We start from the raw sequence: 15,333 nt of genomic DNA, 5'->3' as shown, positions 1-15,333 counted from the left end.
AGCGAGGCGACATGCTGCGACTACACCGCGCCGAGCGCACCGACGTCCTGGCCGACGCGCTCGCCGACGTCCTGGCCACCGGTCTGCCCGACCCGATGGCGAGCGAGATCGTGGCCGTGCCCGCGCGAGGAATCGAACGGTGGTTGTCGCAGCGGCTGGCGGTCCGGTTGGGATCGTCGCCCGAGCTCGGTGACGGAATCGCCGCCAACATCGGCTTCTGCTCACCGGGCGAGCTGACCGACGCCGTGATCGACGCCCTCGACACCGACGCGCAGACCGCGACGGCCTGGCGCGCCGATGCGCTGGTCTGGCCGGTACTCGCCGTTCTCGACGACCTCGTCGACGACCCGCAGATGGCGATGCTGGCCCGGCACATCGGGTCCGCATCCACTGCAACGGCCGCCGGCGCCGGCACGAACACCACCGAAGGGGACGGCCCGGACGGGGCCCGACTCGGTCGCCGGTACGCCACTGCGCGCCACATCGCCGACCTCTTCGAGCGCTACGCCCGCCAGCGGCCCGGCATGCTCGCCGACTGGGCGGCCGGTGGGCAGAGTAACGGTGCCGGCGCGGCTCTGCCCGACGACATGGCGTGGCAACCCAGGTTCTGGCGCGCCGTCCGCGAACGCGTCGGGGCCGCACATCCGGTGGAGCGGCTCGATGCACTGTGCGAGGCCGTGCGCGCCGACCCCGGCGCCGTGGACCTCCCGCCGCGGGTGTCGGTGTTCGGGCCGACCCGCATCACCGAGACGTTCCGGCAGGTGGCCTCGGCGCTCGGTGCCCACCGCGATGTGCACCTGTTCGTGCCGCACCCCGGTCCCGCGCTGTGGCGTGCGGTGGCCACGACGGCGGCACCCGCTGATGCCCGGCGCGCGTCGTGGCGTCCGCCGTCCTTGCGAAATCCGTTGCTGGCCGGGCTGTCCCACGATGTGCAGGAATTGCAGCTGTCCATCGCCGGGCACCTCGACACCGAGGTGCATCATCGGGCGGGCGACCACCCCCCGGCGACGGTGCTGCAGACCGTGCAGGCCGGCATCCGCGACGACTCCGATCCCCGCGCGGACCGTGGCACATGTGCCGCGGACGACTCGATCGAGATCCACGCCTGCCATGGTCCCGAACGGCAGGTCGAGGCCCTGCGGGACCGGCTGCTGCATCTGTTCGACGCCGACCCGACCCTGCAACCGCGCGACGTGATCGTGATGTGCCCGGACGTCGAGACGTTCGCGCCGTTGGTCCGCGGCGCCTTCGGCCAGAGTGGACTCGACCACCCGGCCGCCGCGTTGCGCGTCCGCCTCGCCGATCGCGGTCTGCGCCACCTCAATCCGGTCCTCGACGTGGTGGCCACCGTCGTCGAACTGGCCGTCGGCCGGATCACCGCGGGCCAGGTCACCGACCTGTTGACGCGCGAACCGGTGAGCCGTCGCTTCGCGATGTCCGACGACGATCTGGATTGGGTGCGGGAATGGCTCTCGCGCAGCGGAATCCGGTGGGGAATCGATGAGACGCAACGAAAGCGGTTCGGCCTCTCGGGTTTCGGTCAGGGGACCTTCTCCGCCGGGCTCGACCGGGTGGCGCTCGGCGTCGTCGCCGAGGAGGACGACGGTGAATGGCTGGGTGCCGCACTGCCGCTGGAGGGTGTGGAGAGCACCCAGATCGACCTGGCGGGACGGCTGATGGAATTCGTCGACCGCCTGGGCGCGCTCGTGGTGCGCCTGTCGGGGTCCGCGTCGGCGGCGGACTGGGCCGAGAGTCTGATCGCGATCGTCGACGAGTTGACCGAGACCGCGCCCGGTGACGAATGGCAGACGGCGCAGGCGCACCGATCCATCACCGAGGCACTCGCATGTGATACCGAGGCACTCGCATGTGATACCGAGGACCCGCCGAAGGGTGAGCGTCTGCTGCGGCTCTCCGATGTGCGCGATCTCGTCGCGATGATGATCGCCGGGCGCCCGACACGGGCCAACTTCCGCACGGGTGAATTGACGGTGTGCACGCTGGTGCCGATGCGCTCGGTACCGCACCGGGTCATCGTGCTGCTCGGCGTCGACGCCGAGGCCTTCCCGAGGGCGTTGCGCGTCGACGGCGACGACATCCTGGGTCGGGTTCCGCTGGTCGGAGAACGCAACCCCCGCGCCGAGGATCGCCAGTTGTTCCTCGACGCGCTGACCGCCGCGCAGGAACACTTCCTGGTCTTCTACACCGGCGCCGACCCGGTCTCGGGCAGTCGGGTGCCGCCTGCGGTGGTCGTCAGCGAACTCGCCGACACGGTTGCCACCCTCTGCGGTATCCGGGCTGCCGGGTTCATCCGCCGGCACACCCTGCACGGCTTCGATGCCCGCAACTTCGAGCCCGGTGGCGTCGGTGGTGTGCAGGGTCCGTTCAGTTTCGATCGGGGACTGCTCGCCGGTGCCCGTGCCCTGCGGGGCACGAAACAGCCGGTGCGGCCGATCGCCGGTGCCCACCTCGGGATCCCTGCCCCCGACGCCGATTCCGACGTCGAATTGACCTCGCTCGTCTCATTTTTCGCCAATCCCATCGAGGGTTTCGTGCGACAGCGTCTCGGTGCCCGGATGCCTGATGAGGAGCACGACGATTCCGACCGCCTCGAGGTCAGGGTCGCCGGTCTCGAGGAGTGGGCGATCGGTGATCGGCTGTTGGCCCGTATGCTCGCCGGCGCCGATCTCCGGGACTGCCAGATGGCCGAGGTGCGCCGTGGCACCCTGCCGCCGGCCGAATTCGGGCGACGCGAACTGGTCCGCATCTCACGGCAGGTCGGTGCGGTATACGACGCGGCGGTCGGTCTGCGGCACGGAGATGCCGCGACCCGTGATTTCGTGCTCGATCTCCCGGACGGTACCCGGGTGCACGGGAGCGTCGGCGACGTCTTCGGCACCGGTATTGTCGCCGCGACCTACTCGAAAGTGCGCGCCAAACACCGACTTTCGGCCTGGATTCGGCTTGTCGCGCTCGCCGCGGCGCAACGCTGCGGCGCGGTCGGCGGTCCGGTGATCGACTCGACGACGATGATCGGCCGCGCCGATCGAAAGGCGCCGGGGATCTCCGTGGTCCGCCTGGCCGGCCCCGACGATCCGCTCGCTTTGCTCGCCGAGCTCGTCGCGATCCGTCGGCTCGGTCTGCAGACCGTGTTGCCACTACCGCTGGATCCCGGTGCCGCCTATGGCATCAAACGCGCGAGCGGGAGCTCGGAGATGATCGCGCTGAACGCCGCGGCCACCTCGTTCGCCGGCAAGTTCGGCGCGCATACCGACCCCTATCTGCGGTTGGTGTACGGCGCCGATGTCACCGCGTCCGTCGACTTCGACACGTTGACCTCGGTCTGCGCCGCCGACACCGCACCCTGGGCACAGATCGGCCTGGTGTCGGGTGAGCCGGTCTTCACCACGCTCGCCCGCCGGCTGTGGGGCCCCGTCGTCGAACACGAGGTGATCAGATGACCTTCCCCGCAGCAGGTGTCGCCCACGGCCGGCTCGACGCCCCGCGCCCCTTCCGGCTCGACGAGCCCCTCGCCGAGCACACCACCGTGCTCGAGGCCAGCGCGGGAACCGGGAAGACCTACGCGATCGTCGGCATCGCGGCCCGGCACATCGCCGAGGGCCTGCCGATCGACAAGCTGCTGCTGGTCACCTTCAGCCGATCGGCGACCGCCGAACTCCGCGAACGGATGCGCGAACGCCTCACCGGTCTGCTCACCGCGATCGACGCCCGAGCCGACGAGCCCGACCCCGGTGCCGCTTCCGCGCAGACGCCCGACGCCGAACCGGACGAACTGCTTTCGCTGATGCTCACCGGTGACGCAGAGACGATCGCGTTGCGCCGGGATCGACTCGCGCGCGCCCTGTCGGACTTCGACGCGTCGACCATCGCCACCACCCACACCTTCTGCAACCGCATGCTCGAGGCGCTCGGGTTCCTCGGTGAACGCGAATTGGTCTACGAGATCGTGGAGGACGTCGACGATCTCGTCGAGGAGACTGCCCTGGATCTGTATCTGCGCGGTTTCGGCCGCGACCCCGACGATCCGGTGTTCACCTTCGACGATGCGGTGACCATCGCCAAGGAGGCCGTGCGCAATCCGGCCGTCGACCTCGTCCCGGCCGGTGTCGCCGACGCCGAGGGCGCACCGCGGGCCGACCGTGCCGCGACCCGTCGCGTCAACTTCTGCCATCGCGTACGCGAGATCGTCGAGCGCCGCAAGCGCGAGTCCCGGTTGCGGACCTACGACGATCTGCAGATGATCTTGTACCGCATCGTGATCGACGAGAACATCGGCGCCGACGCGTGCGCGCGTATCCGCGACACGTTCGAGCTGATCCTCGTCGACGAGTTCCAGGACACCGACCCGCTCCAATGGGAGATCCTGCGCCGGTGCTTTCACGGTCAGCGGCGTCTGGTGCTCGTCGGCGACCCCAAACAGTCCATCTATGCCTTCCGCGGAGCGGAGATCCTCAGTTACCTCGACGCGGTGCGGGTGGCGGGGCAGCGCCTGGCCCTCGACACCAATTGGCGTTCCGACGAGAACCTCGTCGAGGCGCTGTTCCGGATCTACGGCGGCGCCAATCTCGGCAACGACCAGATCACGGTGCACCAGGTGAATGCCCGCCGCCCGGGCACCCGGCTCACCTCGTCGGAGACGGGCCCAGCTGCCCGAACGCCAGACGCTCAGAAACCGGTGCCGTCGCTGCGCGTGCGCTGGTTTCGCCACGACGATTTCCCGGTCCTCATGCGCAACAGCGCATTCGCCTCGGTCAACGATGTCCGCGCGGCGGTCATCGCCGACGTCGCCGCCGATGTCGCGTCGCTGCTCGCGTCGGGCACCCAGCTCACCACCGACTCCGGAGTCCGTGAGGTGCACCCGGGTGACATCGCGATACTGGTGTCGGCCAACCGCACCATCGAGCCGTTGCAGAACGCGTTGGGCGGCCACGGTATCGGGTCGGTGGTGGGGACCGGTACGAGCGTGTTCGCCACCATGAGTGCCCGGCACTGGTTGTGGGTGCTGCGGGCGATCGAGTCGCCCGCACGAAACGACCGGGTGGCGCTGGCTGCGCTGACACCGCTCATCGGCTGGGACCCCGAGCGGCTGGCCGGTGCCGGCGACGCCGAGCTGACCGAGCTGGCGGCCGGGTTGGCGGATCTGGCACGGACTTTCGACGACGGCGGCTTCGCCGCGATGGCGCAGCGGATACTCGCCGACCATGGCGTGGCCGGTCGTGTGCTCGCCGGCGCCGATGGCGAACGGATGCTCACCGATCTGCTGCAGGTGTCGACGGTGTGCAATCGCCATGTGGTGGAGGAGGATTGCGGGCTCTCGAGTCTGGTGGAGTGGTTGGCCGACCGCATCGCCGACGAATCGCTGTGGCGGCGTTCGGAGGAGCAGACCCGGCGACTCGACCGCGATACCCAGGTCGTGCAGATCATGACGGTGCACGCCAGCAAGGGGCTGCAATTTCCGATCGTCTACGTGCCGTTCGGCTGGGACGGTGCCCGCAACTCGTCGCCGAAGACCTTCCGTTACCACGACGACAACGGTGACCGGCACCTCGACGTCGGCGGTCTGGACACCACAGGGCGTCCGGAACGCCTGCGCCGCAGCATCTCCGAGGATGCGGGGGAGGACCTGCGCAAGCTGTACGTGGCGCTGACCCGCGCCGGGTCGCAGGTGGTTGCCTGGTGGGCACCGTCGCGCGGCACCAGCGACTCGGCGCTGCATCGACTGATCTTCGGACATCCGCCCGGCTACATGGAGCCGGGAACGACCGTCGCCGAGTCGGTGCGGGTGCCCGATCCCGACGAATGCGAGGCCCGGCTCGTCCAACTCGGTGCGGGTACCGACACCATCAGTGTCGAATCCGCCGGCGGCCTCGACCCCGGGCGGTGGGTGTCCGACACCGCCGAGCGGTCACCGAACGAGCTCTCCGCGGCGGTGTTCGGCGGTCGGATCGACAGCGGGTGGCGGCGTACGTCGTATTCGGCGATCATCGCCGCTGCCGGACACGCGTCATTCGGTTCTGGCGACAGCGGCAGCGAACCCGAACCCGAGGCGCAGTCCGTGGACGACGAGCCCGTCGAGGCTGTCGAGGAGGCACTGCCGATCGCCGACGCCGGCGAGCGGGCCGGAACGCCGTCACCGATGAACGGCATGCCGTTCGGTGCGACCTTCGGCACCCTTGTGCACGAAACCCTCGAGTATGTCGACACCTCCGCGCCCGATCGGCGAGCTCATGTGCGCGAACTGTGCGAGCGATCGGCATCTCGCTATGGGATGCCGGTGGATGTCGACGCGTTGACCTCCGCCCTCGACAAGGTACTCACCACGCCACTCGGATTCGGTGACCTCTGGAGCGTCGGACCGCGAGATCGGTTGGCCGAGCTGGACTTCGAGATGCCGTTGGGTCCGCCCGAGGTGACCGGCAGTGACCCCGCCGGCGCGGGCGCACCACTGGCCGCCATCGCCGAACTGATGAGCGACCTGCTGCCATCGGACGATCTGCTGCGACCGTATGTGCCGATCCTGGCGTCGCTGCCCGCCCAGCGTCTGCGTGGATTCCTCACCGGCAGCATCGATTCGGTGCTGCGGATTCCCGACGGACGCTTCGTCGTGGTGGACTACAAGACCAATCGACTGCGCCCGGGGGCGCTGATGGTCGAGGACTTCTCGGCCGAGGCGATGGCCGCGGAGATGATCCGATCCCATTATCCGTTGCAGGCGCTGCTGTATTCGGTTGCGCTGCATCGCTATCTGCGCTGGCGGCTGCCCGGGTACGCAGCCGCGGCGCATCTCGGGCCGGTGCAGTACCACTTCGTCCGCGGGATGGCCGGGCCGTCGACCCCAGCGGGGTGCGGTGTGTTCGAGTGGTCGGTACCCGCAGAGCTGATCACGACGCTCTCGGATCTGTTGGCGGGAGCGCCACGATGACGCCGCCCACACCACCGGACACCGTCGCCCCGGTCGACGATCCCGCCGGCCCCGGTGCCCACACCGATGACGGCAGGCGGGTGCACGGGGCCCGCGGGCTGCTCGGTGAGGCCAACGCCGTCGGCATCCTCGACGCCGCCGACGTGCACGTCGCGACCCGACTGGTCCGCATGTGCGGGGAACCGGTGTCCGAGATCGCCGAGTTCGCCGCAGCGCTGGCCGTGCGCGCGGTGCGCCTGGGCTCGACCTGCCTGGCGGTCCGCGACCTGGCCGACATCGCCGCGGGCGCAGAACACGACTCCGCGCCGGAGCGCAGGGCCGTCGGAGTGGGCGGTGCCGTCGGGGCGGACGGCCGAGCGGTGATGCCGGCACTGCCGTCCGCCGACGAACTCGTCGGCGGGTTGCGCTCGAGTCCGCTGGTCGTCGGTGCCAAGGGCGGCCCCCTGCGGCCGCTGGTCGTCGCCGACACCGTCGACGGGCCATTGATATACCTGCGCAAGTACTTTCAGCAGGAGCAGGTGATCCGCACCGTCCTCGCCGAACGGGCCGCGTCGGTGCCCGAGGTCTCGGCCGAGCGGGTCACCGGTGCCCTCGACGAGGTCTTCGGCGAGGGCGCCGGCCTTGCACCTCGACAGCGGCTGGCCGCCGCCGTCGCCGCCTCGCGGTGGACCTCGGTGCTCACCGGAGGTCCGGGTACCGGCAAGACCTACACCGTTGCGCGCATCCTCGCCGTGCTCGATCGGCTCGTCCCGGCACGCCTGCACATCGCGGTGTGCGCACCCACGGGCCGCGCGGTCGCCCAGCTGCAGGCCTCACTCGACGGGATGAGCCGCGGGCTCGGCCCGGACTCGTCGGTCACGGGCGACTCGGCAAGCGGCCCACCGGTACACGCGGTGACCGTTCACGGACTGTTGGGCTGGCGACCCGGTTCGCGGCCGCGCAATGGACCGGGTAACCGCTTGCCGCACGACGTGGTGGTCGTCGACGAGACCTCCATGCTGTCGGTGACCGCGATGAGTCACCTCCTCGAGGCGGTGCGTCCGGATGCGCGCCTGATCCTGGTGGGTGATCCCCATCAGCTCGCGTCGGTGGAGGCCGGTGCGGTGCTCGCCGACCTCGTCGAGCGGCCACCCAGCGGCGCAACAGACTCCAGCGGCGCAACAGACTCCAGCGGCGCAACACACTCCAGCGGCGCAGATCACGACAGTGGGACCGCACTCGATGCCGAGATCATGGCCCTGGCGGACGACTCGCGGATCACCGCATCCGAACGTCCGCGTTTGGCCAATGGCATCGTCGAACTGACCCGCAACTTCCGCAACCGCGACGGCATCGCCACGGTCGCCGCAGCGGTCAATGACGGTGACGGCGATCGCGTGCTCGAGCTCATCGGCTCCGGCGAGCTGGCCGACATCGTGCTCGTCGAGCCCGACGATCCCGCGATCCACCGCGACGTCGTCGCCTGGGTCACCGATCTGTGGTCGGCAGCCCGCGCCGGCGATGCGCCGACCGCGTTGCAGGTGCTCGATTCACACCGCGTGTTGTGTGCCCACCGTGCGGGCCGGTGGGGTGTGCAGGGGTGGACGCGTCAGATCGTCGAGTGGTGCGGTGAGATCCCCGGCCACCCGCCTGTGACGCCCGACCTCGCGGCGCCACAGCCCGGGATGCCGATCCTGGTGACCGCCAACGATCGGCAGAACCGGGTGTTCAACGGGGACTGCGGTGTGGTGATCGCCGAGGCCGGCGATCCGTCGCTGACCGTTGCCTTCCGGCGCAGCGAGTTCAGCGATCCGATGTTCGTCCCGCCGGCGCGGCTGGCCGAGACGATGTGGGCCTACGCGATGACCATCCACCGCAGCCAGGGCAGCCAGTTCGATGCGGTCACCGTCGTTCTGCCACCGCCGGATTCGCCGCTGCTCACCCGCGAACTCCTCTATACCGCCATCACCCGCGCCAAGTCGCGGGTTCGGATCGTCGGAACCCCGGAGACGTTACGGGCGGCGGTTGGTCGTCGCGTGCACCGCGCGAGCGGACTGCGCTCCTCCCCGGCGGAGCCGGCAGGTCGATGATTGCGGACCCGGCGGGTCGATGATTGCGGAGCCGGCAGGTCAGTGACGGCGCGGACGACGGGGTGGCAGTACACTTCTCACAGGTCGACGCCGCCGCGCACGAGGTCGCGGCGGATGTAGCATTCGGTGCCGAAGAGGCGGTCACGCCGTTCGCGCGGCAGATTCATCAGACTCGAGATCATCTGGCTGCGTTCCACTTCCGAGCGATGTGAGGCGACCGCCGCGGCCTTCTGCTTGACCCACGCCGACACGTCGAGTTCGAGGTCGATGCCCGAAGGTGGCGTGCCCGGCAGGGCGTACCGGGAGATCGTCGGAAAGAAGTCGTCGACGACGTCCTCGATCATCCAGTCGGCGATGGTGGCCATGTACACCGAGCGGATGCGCCAGGCCGGTCCGGTGCTCCGATGGAGCATGGAGGCGCCTGCGGCATCGGCGGCCGCGAGGGCCAGCCGGTGCGCGTGAACGTGATCGCGGTGCCCGTAGATGCCGACCGGATCGTAGGTGAGCAGGATCTCCGGGCGCAGCCGGCGGATGTGGCCGACCAGAATCCGCACCTGCTTGTCGAAGCTGACGTCGCAGAATCTCTTCGCGCCGGGCGCCGACACGGGGACCCCGTCGTCGGCGAATCCCAGCATGATCGGCTCGCGTGTCACCCCGAGCTCGGTGAGTGCGTTGCGCAGTTCACCGTGCCGGGACGTACCCGTCGCCCAGGTCGCGGTCACCACCGACACGTCGCCGCCGAGTTCGACGTGACGGGCGATCGTGCCGCCGGTCCACAATGATTCGTCGTCGGGGTGGGCGTGCACGAGCATCATCCGCGGAACCGTCATCTACCGTCGTCACCTCCTCGGTGTCGGGCGACCGGGCGCCGTCGATCGTGCGAGACCCTGTTCAGCGTACTGCGTTCACGGCTCGCTAAAATCCGACGTTGTCCCCCGACCCGGGCAGACCGCGTCCGCCGCGGCGCACGCCCGGTCGGGGATAGGTGATCCATGAGCATGTGGAGGTCGTCGATGAGTACCGCATCAGAAGTCAGAGAATTCCAGGCCGAGACCCGGCAGCTGCTGGACCTGATGGTCCACTCGATCTACTCCAACAAGGACAGCTTTCTGCGGGAGTTGATCTCGAATGCCTCGGACGCGCTCGACAAGCTGCGTCTGGAGTCGTTGCTGAACAAGGATCTCGACGTCGACACGTCGGATCTGCACATCACGCTCGAAACCGTGAAGCCGGCCGAGGGCGAGTCGGGTCCGCGGTCGCTGACCGTGCGCGACAACGGCATCGGCATGTCGCGCGAGGAGGTGGTCGATCTGATCGGCACCCTCGCCAAGTCGGGTACCGCGGAGTTGCGCAAACAGCTCGCCGAGGCCCAGAAGTCCGGGTCGGACTCCGCTGCGACCGACGAGCTGATCGGCCAGTTCGGAATCGGCTTCTACTCCACGTTCATGGTCGCCGACACCGTCACCCTGGTCACCAAGAAGGCGGGCGAGGCAACCGGTACCCGATGGGAGTCGACCGGGGACGGGACCTACACCCTCGACGAGGTCGCCGACGCGCCGCAGGGTACCGCCGTCACCTTGACGCTCAAGCCCGTCGACACCGAGAACCACCTGCACGACTACACCGACCCGGCCACCTTGCGCTCGTTGGTCAAGAAGTACTCCGACTTCATCGGCTGGCCGATCCGGATGGATGTCGAGAAGACGACCACGACGCCCGCCGAGGAAGAGGGCGGTGAGCCGACCACCGTCACCACCGTCGAGCCCGAGACCATCAACTCGATGAAGGCGCTGTGGGCGCGCTCGCGCGATGAGGTGTCCGACGAGGAATACGAGGAGTTCTACCGGCACGTCTCGCATGCGTGGGACAAGCCTCTGGAGATCATCACGCTCAAGGCCGAGGGCACCTTCGAGTACCAGGCGTTGCTGTTCATCCCCACCCAGGCGCCGTTCGATCTGTTCATGCGCGAGCGCAACGTCGGTATCTCGCTCTACGTCAAGCGTGTGTTCATCATGGACGACTGCGAAGAGCTGATGCCCGAGTATCTGAGGTTCGTCAAGGGTGTCGTCGACGCGGCGGACCTGTCGCTCAACGTGTCTCGGGAAATCCTGCAGCAGGACCGGCAGATCCGTGCCATCCGGCGCCGCCTCACCAAGAAGGTCATCTCGACGGTCAGCGAGATGCGCAGCTCCCGGCCGGAGGACTACCAGACCTTCTGGTCGAGCTTCGGTCGCGTGTTCAAGGAAGGTCTGGTCAACGACTTCGACAACCGCGATGCCGTCCTCAAGGCGTCGGTGTTCGCCTCCACCCACAGCGACGAGGAACTGACGTCGCTTGCCGATTACGTGGGCCGGATGCCGGAGAAGCAGGACTCGATCTACTACATGACCGGTGAGTCGCGTCAGCAGATCGAGAGCTCCCCGCATCTGGAGGCGTTCCGCGCCAAGGGGATCGAGGTGCTGATCCTCGCCGATCCGGTGGACGAGATGTGGGTCGGTGCCGGCCTGGAATTCGAGGGCAAGCAGTTCCGGTCGGTGGCGAAGGGAGCCGTCGACCTCGACGGCATCGACGGGGACTCCGACGCCGACGATGCCGACGACGAGAAGGCCAAGGACTTCGAGGGTCTGCTGACGTGGCTGGGCGAGGCGCTCTCCGACGACATCACCGAGGCTCGGCTGTCCAAACGACTCACCGAATCGGCGGCCTGCCTCGTCGGTGACGACTTCTCGATGTCGCCGCAGCTGGAGAAGCTGTATCGGGCGTCGGGTCAGGAGGTGCCCAAGACCAAGCGGGCACTCGAACTCAACGCCGCGCACCCGCTGGTCGCCGGCCTGAACAAGGCGTTCGGTGCCACGACCGATCACCAGTCGCTCATCGACACCGCCCGACTCGTCTATGGCATGGCGCTGATCGCCGAAGGCGGCGAACTCGACGACCCGGCCGCGTTCGCCCGGCTGCTGGCGGCGACGCTCACCGATTCGCTCGGCGCGCAGGAGCAGGACGGTGCCGCTGCGGCAGGGGACACCGCGGGGGAGTCGCCGAAGGGTGACGCAGAAGGGGCGGACGCAGAAGGGGCGGACGCAGAAGGGGCGACGCAGTCGGGTGAGTGAGCCCACCACCACGTGGCGTCGCCGGCCGGGACGAGGATGGCTCGCCGGCGCCGCCACGTTGGTGGTGATCGTCGTTGCCGTGGCGACGACGCTGGTGTTCACCCTTGGACGTGAGGATTCCTCGCCGTCCACCCCGGCCGAGACGGTCTCCGCCTTTCTGCGCGCGGTCGCCGACGACGACGGTGCCGCCGCGCTCGCGCTGATGACCGAGCCCTCGTCGCGCGAGTTCCTGACGTCCGACGCGTTGGCGCGGGCGCACGCCGCCGCCGCGATCACCGACGTCTTCGCACGCGAGCTCGGTTCGGGTGAAAGCAGCGGCGGCTCGACGACTCCGGTCGCGCCGACCCCACCACCCGGTTCCCGGACCGCCGGCGAGTCCGCCGATGTCGGTGCCGAGTTCCGGATCGGTGGCCATCCGGTCCGCACGACGTATCGCACGGTGCGCGACGGCCGGCGATGGCTGGTCGACGACGGTCTCGCCGCGGTGGAACTGGCGTCGTCGACGATTCCCGGTCTGTCGCTGCAGGGTCGGCCGGTCGCCGGGATCGGCACCGCCTATGTCTTTCCGGGCCGTCTTGTCTGGGGAAGCAGCAATCGCTACCTCGCCGTCACCGACTCGACCGACGTCACCGGGGGTGCGGCGGCGCCGACGAGGGCCGATCCCGGCGTCACCCTCGGTGACGCCGGCAATGCTGCGGTGGACTCGGCGCTGCACACCTACCTGGATCGATGCGCGAATTCCACGCAGGCCGACGCCTCGACGGATCGGCCGGGATGCGTGCAACGCCTGTACCGCTCGGCAGAGGTCTCCTCGGTCCGCTGGCGCGCGCCGAGCGGTCTGCACGACCTGGTCCGGGAACTCGATCCGGCAACCCCCACCTCGGTATCGGTGTTCGGTGGGGTCACCTGGCGGGCGCACTACACCGCTACCTACGGTGGCGAGACGACCGCGGAGGTGGACCAGCCGATGAACGGTGCGGTCGACCTCGACGCACAACCCGTCCCGACGTACTCATCTGCCGGCTGAGGCGCCGTCCGCGGGCGAGGTCACGACGCCGCGTCGAGCGCACCCGACTCGGCGTCTCCGGGCAACGCGACGACGGCGATGTCGTTGGCGCGGAACAGCGGCTGCAGTGGGACTCGGTGGCGTGCAGCACATTCGGTGATCATCGATGCCCACCCGCGGTCTCGCGCCGTCACCCCATCAGCCCCCGGACGCGCCAGCAGAGCGGCGAGGGACAATCCGCTGGTCGCGGCGATCACCTGACCGAGGTGCTCCATCATCGTGTCGAGGAGATGGCGATTCGGGGTGTGCGGCAGCGGTAACTGGTTGATCACGGGAATCATCTGCGTGCCGCGTTCGACGAAGACCAGCCACAGGGTCGGCTCGTCGAATCCGAGTGGCCCCATCAGGGCACGCCACCGTTCGCGGAGTTCGGCGGCATCGCAGAAGGGCAGCTGCGCGACCTCGGTCGGCGGGATCGGATCGGTGTCGGGAACGGCCCTGTCGGGAACGGCCCCGTCGGGAACGGTGCTGTCGGGAACGGTGCTGTCGGGTACGGGGTCGGCCGCCCCGGAGACAGGCTGAGGGGATGTGGGATTGCGGTGATCGGATGTCATGGGCAGATCCTGCGCCGACGTGGACCTGTGGTGCGCACTTGCATCCACACCTGTGAGTCCCGCCCTTGACGTATCGGGGCCCGCTGCGCAACCATGTCGGTCTCGTGCACCGGGCCCGTGCCAGACTGGGCGGATGGGCTTACTCACCCCGCTGGCCGTCCGCATCGGCTCGATTCCTTGGATGCCGCGCTATCTTCCGCAGATTGTCAAGTGTGACAACGTGATACGTACGTTGACCGGCGAGCGGTACGGACTGCTCGACATTGCCGGACTGCCGAACACGACCGTGGTGGTGGCGGGCAGGCGTAGCGGTGTGGAGCGGCAGACGCGATTGCTCGCGGTCCCGCGATCCGGCGGCCGCTGGCTGATCGCCGGATCGTATTTCGGCGGCGAGAAGACTCCGCAATGGGTGTACAACCTGCGCGCCACCGACTCCGCCGAGATCATCGACCGTGGCCGGCGCCGTGCGGTGCGCGTCGCCGAACTCCATGACGATCACCGAGCCGCCGCATGGCAGGAGTTGCGGTCGGTGTGGCCCAACTTCGATCTCTACGAGAAGCGCACCGACCGGCTGATCCCGGTCTTCGAACTCACGCCGACCGACTGAGGCCGGCCTCCCGGTGACGCTACGGTTCTTCAGGATCCGGAGAACCTGGGCTTGCGCTTCTCGAAGACGGCCGTCACCGCCTCGGTGAGGTCGTTGCTCGGCAGGAACGCCGCGTTCCAGGCCGCCACATAGCGCAGGCTGTCGGCCTGAGCCGCGGAACGGCTGTGATCGAGCACGGCCTTGACGCCCTGGACCACCAGCGGCGGATTGTCGGCGATCTCGCGGGCGGTCGCTCGAGCGGCCTCGAGTGCCTCCTCCGGGGTGGCGAACACGTCGTTGACGAGCCCGATCTTCTCCGCGCGGGCGGCGTCGATGTCCTTGCCGGTCAACGCGAGCTCCCGCAGGTGCCCCTCGCCGATGATCCCGGGCAGGCGGGCCAGGGTGCCGACGTCGGCGACCATCGCCACACGCACCTCGCGCACACTGAACTTCGCGTCGGAGCTGGCATAGCGGACGTCGGCGGCGGTGATGAGGTCCACGCCGCCGCCGATGCACCAGCCCGAGATCGCCGCGATCACCGGTGTGCGGCAGTCCGCGACGGCAGTGATCGATGCCTGCATGCGACGGATCGTGTCGTGGAACTCGGTGCGTTCCTTGGCTTTCGAGCCGTCGGCGAGAACCGCCCCGAGGTCACCGGCCATCGCCGCGAGATCGAGTCCGTAGGAGAAGTGCGCACCCGAACCGCGGAGCACGATCGCGCGGACCGCATCGTCGGCGTCGAGTTCGGCGACGAGCACCGGTAGCTCCGCCCAGAAATCCGGGCCCATCGCATTGCCCTTGCCGGGGCCGATCAGGCTCACCTCGGCGATGTCGTCGCCGACCACGACGTCGAAGGCCTTCCACTGTGTGTCACTCATGTCTAGGAGGCTACCGAGGAGCCGATCTCGCGACTCACCCGCACGTGTCCACCGGGCACCGTCGCGGCAGTCGCGTGCGGTCGGTACGGCAGTCGAGCGAGCGCTCCGCGGGAGAGGACCGCAAGAA

9 protein-coding genes are annotated in these 15,333 nt (G+C 68.9%); 6 read left to right on the top strand and 3 right to left on the bottom strand.

Going from position 1 to position 15,333, the window contains the following annotated elements; all coding sequences use genetic code 11:
• Positions 1-11 precede the first annotated feature (11 nt).
• From recC to recD, 3 genes are read left to right on the top strand one after another with little or no spacing between them, the layout of a single operon-like run.
• On the top strand, positions 12-3,461 hold the full coding sequence (gene recC / locus GOPIP_RS02930) for an exodeoxyribonuclease V subunit gamma (RefSeq protein ID WP_006368050.1): 3,450 nt from the start codon (positions 12-14) through the stop codon (positions 3,459-3,461).
• Complete coding sequence (locus GOPIP_RS02925; protein WP_006368048.1) at positions 3,458-6,943, top strand: UvrD-helicase domain-containing protein; 3,486 nt, start codon at positions 3,458-3,460, stop codon at positions 6,941-6,943. Before recC ends, GOPIP_RS02925 begins: the two co-directional genes overlap by 4 nt.
• Entirely contained in the window at positions 6,940-9,012 is a 2,073-nt protein-coding gene (recD, locus tag GOPIP_RS02920) for an exodeoxyribonuclease V subunit alpha (protein WP_006368046.1), read from the top strand. Before GOPIP_RS02925 ends, recD begins: the two co-directional genes overlap by 4 nt.
• Before the next feature lie 77 nt (positions 9,013-9,089).
• Here recD and GOPIP_RS02915 read toward each other — a convergent pair whose 3' ends face one another.
• Positions 9,090-9,842, bottom strand: coding sequence for a PIG-L family deacetylase (locus GOPIP_RS02915; protein ID WP_006368044.1), 753 nt, complete (start codon positions 9,840-9,842; stop codon positions 9,090-9,092).
• A gap of 183 nt (positions 9,843-10,025) precedes the next feature.
• Between GOPIP_RS02915 and htpG the strand changes: the two genes are divergently transcribed.
• Positions 10,026-12,122, top strand: coding sequence for a molecular chaperone HtpG (gene htpG, locus GOPIP_RS02910; protein WP_006368042.1), 2,097 nt, complete (start codon positions 10,026-10,028; stop codon positions 12,120-12,122).
• Entirely contained in the window at positions 12,115-13,149 is a 1,035-nt protein-coding gene (locus GOPIP_RS02905; RefSeq protein WP_006368040.1) for a hypothetical protein, read from the top strand. The genes htpG and GOPIP_RS02905 overlap by 8 nt, the downstream gene beginning before the upstream one ends.
• Before the next feature lie 20 nt (positions 13,150-13,169).
• Here GOPIP_RS02905 and GOPIP_RS02900 read toward each other — a convergent pair whose 3' ends face one another.
• Positions 13,170-13,742, bottom strand: coding sequence for a hypothetical protein (locus tag GOPIP_RS02900; RefSeq protein WP_006368038.1), 573 nt, complete (start codon positions 13,740-13,742; stop codon positions 13,170-13,172).
• Positions 13,743-13,875: 133 nt separating this feature from the next.
• Here GOPIP_RS02900 and GOPIP_RS02895 point away from each other — a divergent pair, with 133 nt between their 5' ends.
• On the top strand, positions 13,876-14,349 hold the full coding sequence (locus GOPIP_RS02895; protein ID WP_006368037.1) for a nitroreductase family deazaflavin-dependent oxidoreductase: 474 nt from the start codon (positions 13,876-13,878) through the stop codon (positions 14,347-14,349).
• Between the two features lie 29 nt (positions 14,350-14,378).
• On the opposite strand, the gene GOPIP_RS02890 is transcribed toward GOPIP_RS02895, so the two are convergent.
• Positions 14,379-15,206 carry a crotonase/enoyl-CoA hydratase family protein gene (locus GOPIP_RS02890; RefSeq protein WP_006368036.1) on the bottom strand — a complete coding sequence of 276 codons (828 nt, stop codon included), beginning with the start codon at positions 15,204-15,206 and terminating at the stop codon, positions 14,379-14,381.
• Between the last annotated feature and the right edge of the window lie 127 nt (positions 15,207-15,333).

The organism is Gordonia polyisoprenivorans NBRC 16320 = JCM 10675 (assembly GCF_000241325.1).
In the GTDB taxonomy this organism is placed as follows: domain Bacteria; phylum Actinomycetota; class Actinomycetes; order Mycobacteriales; family Mycobacteriaceae; genus Gordonia; species Gordonia polyisoprenivorans.
This window is presented reverse-complemented; position numbering and strand designations above follow the sequence as displayed.